Source organism: Rhizobium sp. CF080 (genome assembly GCF_000282095.2).
Classification (GTDB): domain Bacteria; phylum Pseudomonadota; class Alphaproteobacteria; order Rhizobiales; family Rhizobiaceae; genus Neorhizobium.
Window position 1 is genome coordinate 77,608 of record NZ_AKKC02000011.1, and the last position, 12,660, is coordinate 90,267.

10 protein-coding genes and 3 pseudogenes are annotated in these 12,660 nt (G+C 54.4%); 7 read left to right on the forward strand and 6 right to left on the reverse strand.

What is annotated here, in order from left to right; translation table 11 throughout:
- Positions 1-99: 99 nt before the first annotated feature.
- The gene (locus tag PMI07_RS34500; RefSeq protein ID WP_007773539.1) at positions 100-1,386 is read left to right on the forward strand and encodes a capsule polysaccharide export protein; all 1,287 of its coding nucleotides are present in this window, start codon (positions 100-102) and stop codon (positions 1,384-1,386) included.
- Between the two features lie 96 nt (positions 1,387-1,482).
- Here PMI07_RS34500 and PMI07_RS34505 read toward each other — a convergent pair.
- Positions 1,483-2,237 (reverse strand): IS5 family transposase gene (locus PMI07_RS34505; protein WP_155956632.1). Its coding sequence is split into 2 segments (ribosomal slippage): positions 1,483-1,904 and positions 1,904-2,237, totalling 756 coding nucleotides; the frame shifts between segments, so codons are not numbered across the junction.
- A gap of 475 nt (positions 2,238-2,712) precedes the next feature.
- On the opposite strand from PMI07_RS34505, the pseudogene PMI07_RS24415 reads away from it, so the two are divergent.
- Positions 2,713-3,399: pseudogene (locus PMI07_RS24415) on the forward strand (IS21 family transposase); the annotation flags it as partial.
- Positions 3,396-4,274, forward strand: a pseudogene (gene istB / locus PMI07_RS24420) (IS21-like element ISRel3 family helper ATPase IstB). The pseudogenes PMI07_RS24415 and istB, both read left to right, overlap by 4 nt.
- Positions 4,275-4,543: 269 nt before the next feature.
- On the opposite strand, the pseudogene PMI07_RS24425 reads toward istB, so the two are convergent.
- Positions 4,544-5,559, reverse strand: a pseudogene (locus tag PMI07_RS24425) (IS110 family transposase).
- 378 nt (positions 5,560-5,937) lie between these two features.
- Here PMI07_RS24425 and PMI07_RS24430 point away from each other — a divergent pair.
- From PMI07_RS24430 to PMI07_RS24445, 4 genes are all read left to right on the forward strand, one after another.
- On the forward strand, positions 5,938-6,324 hold the full coding sequence (locus tag PMI07_RS24430; protein ID WP_007755486.1) for a transposase: 387 nt from the start codon (positions 5,938-5,940) through the stop codon (positions 6,322-6,324).
- A complete protein-coding gene (tnpB, locus tag PMI07_RS24435; protein ID WP_007755483.1) occupies positions 6,321-6,668 on the forward strand; it encodes an IS66 family insertion sequence element accessory protein TnpB in 348 nt (115 codons plus the stop codon). Before PMI07_RS24430 ends, tnpB begins: the two co-directional genes overlap by 4 nt.
- Before the next feature lie 72 nt (positions 6,669-6,740).
- Complete coding sequence (locus tag PMI07_RS24440) at positions 6,741-8,309, forward strand: IS66 family transposase (RefSeq protein WP_007755480.1); 1,569 nt, start codon at positions 6,741-6,743, stop codon at positions 8,307-8,309.
- Complete coding sequence (locus PMI07_RS24445) at positions 8,309-8,614, forward strand: hypothetical protein (RefSeq protein WP_024163877.1); 306 nt, start codon at positions 8,309-8,311, stop codon at positions 8,612-8,614. The genes PMI07_RS24440 and PMI07_RS24445 overlap by 1 nt, the downstream gene beginning before the upstream one ends.
- Positions 8,615-8,832: 218 nt before the next feature.
- On the opposite strand, the gene PMI07_RS24450 is transcribed toward PMI07_RS24445, so the two are convergent.
- The 4 genes from PMI07_RS24450 to PMI07_RS24460 form a co-directional block, all read right to left on the reverse strand.
- On the reverse strand, positions 8,833-9,603 hold the full coding sequence (locus PMI07_RS24450) for an ABC transporter permease (protein ID WP_007754248.1): 771 nt from the start codon (positions 9,601-9,603) through the stop codon (positions 8,833-8,835).
- 157 nt (positions 9,604-9,760) lie between these two features.
- Positions 9,761-10,132 (reverse strand): hypothetical protein, encoded by a 372-nt coding sequence (locus PMI07_RS35080; protein WP_155956633.1) that lies wholly within the window; start codon positions 10,130-10,132, stop codon positions 9,761-9,763.
- 12 nt (positions 10,133-10,144) lie between these two features.
- A complete protein-coding gene (locus PMI07_RS33800) occupies positions 10,145-11,260 on the reverse strand; it encodes an FkbM family methyltransferase (RefSeq protein WP_197032560.1) in 1,116 nt (371 codons plus the stop codon).
- 208 nt (positions 11,261-11,468) lie between these two features.
- Positions 11,469-12,602 (reverse strand): hypothetical protein, encoded by a 1,134-nt coding sequence (locus PMI07_RS24460; protein WP_007754239.1) that lies wholly within the window; start codon positions 12,600-12,602, stop codon positions 11,469-11,471.
- Positions 12,603-12,660 lie beyond the last annotated feature (58 nt).

Consider the following 12,660-nt stretch of genomic DNA (forward strand, 5'->3'; position numbering starts at 1 on the left):
ACTTTGGACTCGTCCGTAAGTTCGCGGAATAGACATGTAATTTGCAAGTGACGTTCGCTTGCGAAGCCGAGGACTTTGGGACAAAAGGCTTCAATTCCGATGACGGCAAACCTCAAACCGGATTTGGCGAACCGTGACGTCTTTGCGTTGCATTTTCGCAGATGGAAAAGAGCGACGCTTCAGGCCTATTTTTCCAGTTCTCGTCTGACCTACCTGCCGCTTTATTTGGAAGATGAAGCCTTTCTTAGGGATTGGGCCAGCACAATTCTCGATGCGCCAAACCCTGTGTTTCTCTGCTGGAGTTTGAATGCGCCACCCGCCGCAATTCAGTTCGCGCGAAAGCACGCTATTCCTTTCTATTATATGGAAGATGGCTTTATCCGCTCACTCGTTCCAAACGCGAGTCAAAGCCCGCCATTTTCCCTGACGCTCGATTCTAGGACAGCCCATTTCGACAGCCAAGCTGCATCTGATCTTGAATGCCTTCTCAATTCCTATGATTTTGTGGGCGACTCGAAGCTTCTAGTCCGGGCGGCGAAAGGAATTGAGGCCCTCCTGGCATCGCGACTCAGCAAATATAACGGCCCAGACACCTCTAAAGCTATGCTTTTGACAAAAAGAGCCGAATACCGCCGAATCCTAGTCATTGGCCAAGTGGAGGATGATGCCTCGATCAAGTTTGGATGCAGCACTCCATTTACGAACAACGATTTGGTTCGTTTGGCAGCACGAGAGAACCCCGGCTGCGAGATAGTCTACAAACCTCATCCCGATGTACTGAACGGTGTTCGCAAACACATTTCCAATCCGAATGATATAAGACACCTGTGCGAGATTATAAGCTATCCGACCTCGCTTCCAGAGCTGCTCGATACAGCGGATCATGTCTACACCATCACCTCACTTGGAGGATTTGAGGCGCTCTTACGAGGTATCCCCGTCACCGTCATGGGATGCCCATTCTACGCCGGGTGGGGGGTGACTGATGATCGACAGGAAAACCCGAGGCGTAATCGAAAACTCAGCGTGGAGCAGCTATTCGCAGGTTCATATCTTCTCTATCCGCGGTATTTTAACCCTGCTACGGCTGCGGAGATCAGTTTCGAAGAATGTTTAAATTTGGCCATTAGTTGGAGAGAATGCGGCGAGCCGCAATGGGCTAGGTCTTTGAACTTGTCCCCACAGAAAACGCGCTGTCAATTCGCCGGGCCTCGTGGCTCTTTAGGATGGCGTCACCTACTCACTCGGCCACTTAGTTGGATTATAATGATAGTCGGCGACGCTAAAAGCGCAGAAGACTTCCGAGCAGATCCCATCGCCTTCTTTAGAGAGTTGTCAAATCCAGTCTATAGGAAGATAGGAAGATGGCTATATCCGCTAGATTAGACTAATCACCGGAAAGCTATTCGGGTCCTTGCGCGAGCCTTGTTCTTTTTTTCCGATATCGTGATCGGCATACTACTAGGCTCAGGACTCGTTAAATCACATCCAGAAGATGACGGCTGCAGCGATGCATATGCTTGAGAAATAGGTGTGTGCGCAGCGGTCGTATCTGGTGTGAATCAGCCTCCAGTCCTTGAGCCTGCCGAACATGTTTTCGATCTTGTGGCGCTTTTTGTAGAGCGTCGGATCATGTGGGATGACGCTCTTGCGGTTTGCCCGAGATGGAATGCAGGCCGTGATCTTGCGTGCGGCCAAGGCGTCTCGAAACCAGTCGGCGTCATAGCCCTTGTCGGCCAATAGGGTCTTGGCCTTGGGAAAGGCGGCGAGCATTTTCGCTGCCCCTTTGTAGTCGCTCATCTGCCCTTCGCTCAGAAGCAGGATGAGCGGTCGACCATGACCATCGCAGACGGCATGCAGCTTGGAGTTCAATCCACCTTTGGTGCGTCCGATACGTCGGGGAACATCCCCTTTTTTAGCAGACTGGCTGCGGTGCGGTGGGCTTTCAAGTGGGTCGCGTCGATCATCAACTGCTCGGGCCTGCCGCGTCTAGCGGTCAGTTCGGCCAAAATCCGGTTGAACACGCCGAGCCTGCTCCAGCGGATGAAGCGGTTGTAGATCGTCTTGTGCGGGCCATATTCCTTGGGCGCGTCGCGCCACCGTAGCCCGTTGGGTAAAACGAAAATAATGCCGCTCAAAATCAGTCGATCGTCAACGCGCGGAATACCGTGGGACAGCGGGAAGTACGGCTCGATCCGACGCATCTGCGCCTCCGACAACAACAGCAAATCACTCATCGCAGGGCTCCTTTCGATCCGAATGAATCAAAGCCACCGCGACGCTGCAAGCTATTTAATGGCTCCTGAGCCTAATCAAGGATATGAAGCGCTGATCAGAGGCATGTGGCGGTAGCCCCCTCTGGTTCAGAGCTATGCGGCGGCGAGATCAATCGTTTGCGGCGGTCTCGGCGCTAAGTCATTGATTATTGGCGGGCCTTAGATCAGACGTTTGTGGCGGCCCACACGGTCCTGCGATTTTCGCAGATTTTCCGTCGTATCGAAATAGCGGCGACATTTTCGTATGTTAGTGAGTCATTCCTTCAATGACTTGGTCATTTTTTTCAATAATTGGGGCTTCTTCGGTGTTTTAACACAGCCGTCTCAGTTTGGGATTTCGCGTATCCAAGTCGTTTTTGGGCGAGTGTAGCCCAACGCGGATTTTCGGAATTTTCACACGAGGCTTTAGCCGATATGTCCGGTGAAATCGGGAGCACTCCAGACCGCCGTTATCGGCGAAGGTCAGGCGGAGGGCATCATCTACAACCGTGCTCTCATTGATCTGGCCCGCCACTATGGATTCCATTCCAAAGCATGCAAGGCCTACCGAGCCAAGACAACGGGCAAGGTCGAGCGGCCGTTTCGGTATATCCGCGAAGACTTCTTCCTCGCCCGTTCGTTCCGCAATCTCGACGACATGAACGCCCAGCTCCGACACTGGCTCGACACCGTCGCCAATCCAAGGAAGCACGCGACGACGCAGCGGGTCGTCAACGAGGCCTTCGCCGAGGAGCGGCGGTATCTGCGGCCATTGCCCCTGGCACCCTTCAAATCCGTTCTCAAGCTGGAGCGCCGCGTATCGCGGGAAGGCATGGTCAGCGTCGGCGGCAATACCTACAGCGTTCCGGATGCGACCCGCAGTCGAACGGTGGAGGTCCATTCGCTTGCCGACGAGGTCCGCATCTTCGAGAACGGCACCCTGATCGCAGCTCATCCTGTCCTTGAGGGCCGTAAACAACGACGGGTTCATCCTGACCACCGGCGAGCACTCACGCCGCAACACTGGCCACGAACACGAGGCGAAGCCATTGTCGTCAAACCCGCCGGCGACACGGTGCTGCAGTGGTCTCTCGCCTTCTATGACGCCATCGGCAAGGTCCTGGCGAAGGAGAGCCGCCCATGACTGCAACTCTCGATGCAATACCGTCCATGATCGACCGTATTCGGCATGATCTCGTCGGCCTGAAGATGCCGCGCGCACTGGAAGCGCTCGACCATGTTGTGCGACGCCTCGAACACGGCGAGCTGTCTGCCCTCGAAGCGATCGTAATCTCCTTTCCGAGGAACTGACCCTGCGCGAGAACAGCCGCATCAAGACGGCGCTACGAATGGGCAGGCTTGCGACGATCAAGACACTCGCTGGTTTCGATTTTACCTTCCAGCCTTCGCTCGACCGCGATCGCATCTTCACACTGGCGCAGCTCGGCTTCATCGATCGCCACGAGGCCGTGCATTTCCTCGGCCTCCCTGGAACCGGCAAGAGTCATCTTGCCACGGCGCTCGGCGTCGAAGCCGTCAAAGCTGGAAAGAGCGTCTACTTCACGACGCTTGCCGACCTCATCGGCTCGCTGGCCCGTTCCGAACCGGAGGGTCGGATCAAGGAACGCATTCGCTTCTTCGCAGGCCAAGCCTGCTCATTGTCGACGAGATCGGACATTTGCCGGTCGTCCAGGGTGGCGGCAATCTATTCTTCCAGCTCGTCAATGCCCGATATGAACGAGGTGCGATGATCCTGACGTCAAACCGCGGCTTCGCTGAATGGGGCGATGTCTTCGGCGATCCCGTAGTCGCCAGCGCCTTGCTCGACCGGTTGCTTCACCATGCCGTCGTTGTGCAGAGCGAAGGTTCCAGCTATCGGCTACGGCAGCATGCCAACTCATGCCAGAGCATGTCCGCTCCAAAGCCCTCATTGCTCCGCCGGCATTCGCACCGCCGCAAAAGCCTCGCGGCCGCCCGCCAAAAAATCCTCAATTCTCCCTGGCGTCCACGCCGGCATAAGTGGGGAATTTTACTTCGGCACTATTGGGGAAAATTCACGGGCATTGACACATGGCTTGAATCCGCCATATCGCGCGACGGTGAAGGTGAGCCCGATACGTTGGTCACAACACCAATAAAAGCGGATGAAATGAAGACAATCGGCTCTTGGTATCGGTGATACGCCACCCGACCCCGTCTCAATGACCGTTTGTCCATATCCTCCGTTCGACCTGCCCACATTCGCACCAGCGGTCAGAGCAACCTTACCGCCAGAGCTGATATCATAGTTACGCTGCTACCTCGTAACGGCCGCCCTTTGTCATCAGCGCCCAAGCACTGCGCGCCATTCGGTTGGCAAGTGCCACTGTGATCAGCATTGATGGCTTTCGACCGATCATGCGTGACAGCCACGATCCCTGTCCTGCTCCGTGGCGTGACGCCCAGCGCACGACAGCCGATGCTCCGATGATGAGCAATCGTCGGAGATCACGTTGGCCCATCTTCGACATCTTACCAAGTCGTGCTTTGCCGCCAGTCGAGTGCTGTCGCGGGGTCAAACCCATCCACGCGGAGAAATCCCTACCCCACGCAAAAATCTCTGCCGGCGGAGCCAGCGCCTCGAGCGCCGTCGCTACGACTGGCCCGACGCCAGGTATCGTCATCAACCGCTTGGCGACGTCATCCCGCCGAGCCCTCTGGGCGATTTCCTGGTCCAGTCCTCGGACCTTGTCGAGCAAAGAGCGCAACATAGAAATCAATACCAGGCATGGAGCGTGCTTCCTCCGGCAACGTGCCGTGTTGATCTTCGACAATGGCAATCAAGGTGCCGACATGCGCCGGCCCCTGTGGTGGCACGAACCCGAATTCTGCCAAATGGCCCCGCAAGGCATTGATGATTTGCGTCTTCTGACGAACCAGCAGATCGCGAACTTTGAACACAATTCGCAGACGCCTGCTTCTGAGCACTCTTCACCGCGACGAACCGCATTGTTGGTCGAAGCGCGGCTTCGCAAATCGCCTCCGCGTCAGCTGCATCATTCTTCTGCCGTTTGACGAACGGCTTAACATAGGCCGGAGCCATCAGCTTGACCTCGTGCCCAAGCTTCGCAATCTCTCGGCCCCAATGGTGGCTGCCGGCGCAAGCCTCCATGGCAACGGTGCACGGCTGGATCGACGCCAAGAAATCGAGCAACTTCGCGCTAGAAATCTTCCTGCGCAAAATTACAGCTCCGTCAGCTTCGGCGGCATGAATCTGAATCGTGCGTTTCGCTAAATCCAGACCGATTATGCTAATCTTCTCCATGGACGTTTCCTCTCTTTGATGGTTCCGACACAACCATTCTGGCACACAGATGCCGTCGAGTGGGGGGCGTCCACCCCATCGCTTACACTCCATCGCGTCCTTGGGTGCCGGCAGAACCAGCTTGCCTTGCCGCGCCATCGTCCGCCAAGTGGAGAGGTGGTTCGGCTTCAGGCCATGTCGATCCGCGACTTCATTCACCAACGCTCCGGGCCGAAGGCTCTCCGAAACGATCTGCGCTTTAACCGCGTCCGGCCAATGCCTGTGAACCTCACGTCCACGTTTCCTGGTCGTGAGCGTCCGGCGAGCCGGTTTTGGCGGGGCGCGGAATTAGCGCAAGTTACGAAACAGATGATTCATTTGTGACGTAACAGGGTATGAATGGCCAAGGTTGAGATCCTGACGGGCGGAGAGCGGCAACGCCGGTGGTCCACAGAACTGAAGCTCTCGATATTGCACGAAGCGTTTAGCGGGGATGGCAGCGTCTCAGATGTCGCCCGCCGGCATGACGTTCTTCCTCAACAGATATACGCCTGGCGAAAGAAGTTCTTAGCCTCCGACATCGGCTCTCCTCAGGCCGCATCGCTCGTCCCGGTTTCGATTATTGGGCCCTCAGAAAATCCTGGCAACGGCTCCAAGCGGAGCGCTGTCGGATCGAGGTGCAAAGACGTCGAAATCGTCCTCAAGAACGGTCGCTTGCTCAGGATTGCAGCGGACTTGGATCTCGGGGTGCTGGCGTCGTTGATCGCTTATGTGGAGGCGGCATGATCGGGCCGTCTGGGAATGTGCAGGTTTATCTCGCTTGCGGCGTGACCGATATGCGACGTGGCATCGACGGCCTGTCGGCGATGGTGGAGGCAGTCATCAAGGAGGCGCCCGGTTCCGGCGCTATCTTCGGCTTCCGCGGAAAACGCGCGGATCGGATCAAGCTTTTATGGTGGGATGGCCAAGGGTTCTGCCTGTTTTACAAGATTCTGGAACGCGGATACTTTCCCTGGCCGACGGCCAAGGAGGGCGTTGCCCATCTCACACAGGCTCAGTTGTCGATGCTTGTTGAGGGGATCGACTGGCGCCGACCGGCCTGGACTTCCGCCCCTGGTCGCACAGGTTAAACCCTATATTTTGCAGGGGCATCCGGGGCAAATCGCTAGTTCTTTCGCTGCAAATCGGCTATGTTTTTGGCCATGGAAACGGCGCCGCGAGACAGTCAGGATGAACTATTAGCCTTGCGCGCGCTCGTCGCTGAACAAGCGGCAAGACTTGAAAGCCAGGAAGCAGAAGTCAGCAAGCGTGACTCCATTATTGGCCTCCTGCGCGCGCAGCTGGAACTGCTGCGCCATCGCCAGCATGGCCCTTCCTCGGAAAAGATAGATCGGAAGATTGAGCAATTCGAACTGATGCTGGAGGAGATCGAGGCCTCCCGCGCCGAGGCCGAGATGCGCTCCGGGAAGCATCCTTTGCCAGAGCTGGACGATGCATCTGACAAGCCGAAGCGCAAACCCTTGCCGGATGGCCTTCCAATCGAAGAGCTTGTTTATCCGGCCCCCTGCAATTGCCCGACGTGTGGTGGCACATCGTTCCTGAAGGCTGCCGACAAGGTGGTTCAGGTGATGGAGCACGTGCCGGCATCCGTGAAGATTGTCCGCCATGTCGAAAAGCGGATGGTTTGCAGGGACTGCGATACGACGGTCTCAGGCGAGATGCCAACCTTGCCGATCGAGCGCGGCAAGCCTGGACCTGGATTGCTCGCTCATATCATGGTCGCCAAGTTCGACGACCACATCCCACTCTATCGTCTTTCCGAGATGTACGACCGGCTGGGAATAGACATCTCCCGGTCCGTCATGGCGGACTGGGTTGGCCGCGTTTCCGTTCTATTGACCCCGCTGATTGTGCTGATCAGAACCCATATCGCCGCCGTCGATCGAATACACACCGACGATACCCCGGTCGATGTTCTCGACCCTGGGCGGGGCAAGACCAAAACCGGAAGGGTCTGGGTTTATGTCTTCGACGGGAGTTGCTACCGAGACCCGACACCCAGGGCTATCGCCTACTATTACAGCCCCGACCGCAAAGGCGCGCATCCGGCCGATCACCTCGCGGACTTCCGCGGCGTGATGCATGCCGATGGTTACGGTGGTTACAAGAAGCTCTACGGCAACCAGATCATCGAGGCGGCCTGCATGGCGCATGTGCGCCGCAAATTCCATGACGTGATCAAGCTGAAGCCGTCACCGATTGCTGATGAGGCATTGGCCCGCATCGGCGCGCTCTACGATATCGAGGATCGTATCCGCGGCATGTCGGCCGAAGAGCGGCGCACGCTGCGGCAGGAACATGCCAGGCCCATCCTGCGGGACTTGAAGGCCTGGATCGAGGATACGCAGCGGACGTTGCCGCAAAAGCAGAAACTGGCGGAAGCGATGCGTTACGCCCTGTCGCGCTGGGTGGCGTTGAGTGTCTACATCGATGACGGGCGCGTCGAGATCGACAACAACATAGCCGAACGTGCCATGCGTCCACTGGGAATTGGCAGGAAGAACTGGCTTTTTGCCGGCTCCGATAACGGCGGTGAGCGCATCGCCAATATCCTGACCATCATCGAGACGGCCAAACTGCATGGCCACAACCCGGAAACTTATCTCACCGAGGTTCTCGGCCATATCAAGGACTACCCAAAAGACCGGCTCAAAGACCTGTTACCTTGGAATATGTTGCCGGCAACCACCGCTCTACAAAAGGCTGTCTGATGGCTCGTTCGACGCACATCTATACGATCGAAGACGTCGCCACCATGATCGGCGAGAACCTTGAGCTCCTCCAGGAGATTGCCGCCAACTCCGACAATATCGACTACGGCGAAATGGTCCACCTCCACAACGGCACTGAGGACGGCACCACCGGATTTACCCGGCGCGGTGTCGAAAGCCTTCAGGAGTTCCTCGCCGAAATCAGGTCATGGGACGGAGGTGTCCGCGAGTTCCTTGCCAATGAAAATTGCGATCCAGAAATGATCGAACGCGTCATGGCTGAGGAGGCGAAGCTATCCGTCTGAACTGAAAAATCCGTTCACCGGACGCTCACTCCTGGTCGCGAGAAACTCCAATGTACTCTCCATGGAGAAACTCCCGTTGCTCGCCCATGGAAAGCGGATCACAGATCAGGGCGGCGAGGACAACGTGGAAGCGGAACACCGGTTACGCCGCTTTTTCATATCCTGACTTAAAAATGTTAACAGCTGGACCTGCTGAGGCATGCGAAACCACAGGGTTGTCATCTTCCCCTTAGGGTCTTCCGGCCGAGCGTAAACGTGGTAAATCCGAACGTAAAAACTACCAACGCAAATGTGCACGCGTAGTTCATGTCCAAATCCAAGGCTCGGTATTCTGGATAAAATCCGGTTCTAAACTTCATCACCACATGCACGAGGGGGTTCAAAAGAAGAATGTCCCGAAACGGGGATGGTATCATTTCCGGGAGGTAAAAGATGCCTGTTAACATGAAGAGAGGTCTGGTAAATATCCCATATATCTTTTCATACAAAGGGTAGCGGGCGAAAAGTACATTGTTAGTCATGGCCATACCAAGAGCCAGCAGGCTGGCAACGGCTGCTGCATCAATTACAACCTGAGCGTCGACCCAAACCATGCTGAATGACACTTCCTCGATCAGGCCCAAGACAAAGATAGCTACCACCGCCATTGTGAGGGATTGCAAAATGAACCGCGCGACAACCGTATCGAACGGTGCGACATTGGGATATTGGAGCATATTTCTATTGAACGCGACGGCTCTCATTGTATAGGCCACCGTTCCACTGTAAAACTGATATGAAATATAACCAGTCGCAAAAAACATCGGAAAGCTTGTGCCAAGAGCGGGGGTATGGCTAATAGCTCCAAAAAGCACCGTCATGAAAGCGATATACGCCATAGGTTCTAACAGCGCCCAGATATACCCACCCGGCTTATTTCCAAACCTGGCGCTCATTTCTCTCACAATAAGTGCTGTCACTACGCGGAAATGTGTTTGAAAATGATACATGGTGACAAATCCAGTAGGTGGATGCCAGAGGTCGGCGGCAAATTGTTCGATGTCTCCAGCGCATCGACTAAGCGCTCCCTTTATTTCTAAGGAGCATGTCCTTTTCCGATTGTCACAGCCAAAGATCGGCCAATCGATGCGACCCTCAGCGCGGCAGTTATCCGAAAGTTGCTTTATGCTTCAATGCGGCGATGCATAGGGCTAACGCCGGGGTAGCCCCATCGCAAGCTGGCCCATCGTTGATTTTCGCGCGGATGATATTACCTCGCCAAGTAAATGCACCAACGTGCAATGGAACTATAACCTGCGCGAGTGCATAAGCAGCGTCAATCGATCGTGTAAAATCCGGAACCTTCACCGGTTCGTCTGAGGGCGGCCGGACGTAGACTATCCTGGCGCCCTGTTCTCCTAGGCCATCTGTTGACACATTTTTCCGTTCGTATCCAACTAAAGATGCTATCGCGAAATCAAGCTTCCGGTCGGGACCGTTTGCCTTTACTAGATTATCGATGATGGTCTGAATATTCATAAGTTGTCTCGATTAGACCGCGTAGACATCTGTTTCCGTGTGATAAAAGTTGTGGTGACCAAGATAGAATTGATAATCAGGGCGAATTGCTTTAATCTGGAATATAAGTTCCCAAAGATCTTTGGGCCTGTGGTATGCGCTCACCATAAGCCGAGGTTTGTAGGTTTTTATTATCCCTTCTGCGCCCGCAAGGGCAGCCGCTTCAGATCCTTCGACGTCGAATTTCATTATTGTAGGCGGTCGCCGACCAGGCTGGTGGAAAAAATCATCAAGGGATACCACCGAGACCTTGATTGGACCGTCCTCATTAAGCGCGTGACCGGCACTCGAACCGCTTTCGTTGCTGAATGATAAAGTCGTGGATGAGTCCCAAACCCCCGCATTTACCGTCTGCACCCTTGGTAGATCCTTATTGCGACGGGTAAGTTCAGCAAAAGTGGCAGGATCGGGCTCGAAAGCATAAACCGCGCCAGTAGGCCCGCACGCCTTAGCGAACGATCGAGCAACTTTGCCTACGTGGGCACCCGCATCGACTACAACATCTCCGGGTATGACCTTTACCAAGGGGTGGCGGTATTCCTGGTAGGCTGAAATTCGAAGGTATCCATTATCATTATAATGGCGGGACGCAAGTATTGATCGAAAGGTAGCCCTGGAGTCCTCGTCCGCCAACAGCTCGTACATTGTTACGATCTCTTCGCTATGTCGGAGGAAGAGCTTGGGGTCAGCTAACCGACTATTCTGCTTCGGGACCAGATGAGTATCTAGCCAGCGAAGCGTTTGGCCGAATTCATAACTGGATGAAAATTGGTGTTTCCTTGGTGAACCCGAGAAAACTACCGGGTATGGCAGCTTGCTGGAGTAGTGATCTCGGCTCACGATGGGAATCTCCTTAATTCCCATATCCACATTTCGCGGCGACAACGCACTAGCGATGCGATATCCGCTTTGTAGCAAAAGAGGGATAGCTGCACGGAACGTCGAAGGCTCGCCCGCGAGGATAAGGGTGCTACCGGCTGGTAGCGGCTTAATAGACAAAGCTGCGCGGTAGACAGGCGATTTCTTCGTGGCTAGCCTAATTCGTGCAATCCGATCCGCGAAAACCGGCTTAAGATGTTCTTGTTCCAACGGCCTCTCCATGACGCGACCACAAAAACAGGAATACGCAACTTGGTGAGATTTGCAAATTGGTCGTGGGGGGAAAAGCCGCGGCTGTTTTAGCTGAGTGCCTATGACATAATCGGTGCGAACACGTATTGGACGGCACATAGCATTTAGATGTCCGCCTTCACCCCCTCAAGTGACGATCCGTCATTATGCATAGGGTTAGAACGGGTCACAAGATAAATGATCGCGCCATAACCTTGAGTTCGTTAACCGTGACCGCATCGGCTCCACCGGTAACCTTCAAAAGCTTGATCGGGCTATCGTCTCGGACCTTAACCACAACACTAGTTTTGCCGGTCGGAACGGCGTCTCCTCGCCATACTAACTCAGATTCACAACCGTCGTCGCCTCGATATAACTCGATCGACACAGATTTAGGCAAAGGTTCGTTAAGGCAAAGTTCTACTGATTTAAGGATATAGTGGTCTCTGAGATGGACGTGTAACTCAGCCTTGTTCTCCAATGTAAATAGGGGGGCCTTATGCCGAGAAATTCCTAAAGGTTTCTCTGTTCTTTTTTCTGGGCCCGACACTATAATAGGGGATAGGCCCTCCGCGACATTAGTGAATCCAATGTTCTGGGAAACCGCCCAAGGATCAAACGCATCGACAAGGTGTGCTAAGTTATTCGCGGCCAACGCCATTTTCGCTTTTTCTACGGCAAGTCCAAGAGCAACGCGGCTAACGTGAATGCTATCATAAAAGAAGTGCGGTAAACTCAACCCATCAGGAGCGATCATGTCATTAAATATGGTAGCAAAAGCGAAGTTTTCTCGCGTTTCTGCCAATCCGCTTGCTAATTTGTTGAACTGCAGAGTAGCGTAGTTACGCTCAATCACAGAGCCTATGCGTGGGAAATTTGCATGGGACTTTTTAGTATCTATGGGAGATGTCGCTGTCGGACCCCAAATCAAAATGGGTTTAGCATAGGCCTGATAAAGCCAGTCTAAGAATTGGAAGTATCGATGCACTGTCTCCTCAACGGCGTGATCCAACGACGTTCTGCTTTTAATTGCAGCTTTCACAATTTGGGTACGGCAGTCTATCTCACCCATACATACAATGAAGCCGTCGACACTTCTCGTACGACGGCTTAATTTGGCGATTAGTCGCTCTTTCCCCTTGGTCCCGGTGCCGAACGTGTTGATGTTGTGGGCTGTGACGGGGCCAAGATGAAGCACATCAACATTGGGGAATGTTCCGCGGGCAACTTTTGCCTGACTGTCAATTCCGCTCCAAAATTTAGAATGGCTATCCCCTATCGCAACGAGCACCGGTTTTACATCAGAACTGAGAATTGGCATGGGTGGACGCTTCGAGCAGTGGCGGTGGGAATCTAATGATGAGTTCTAGAGCATAGGT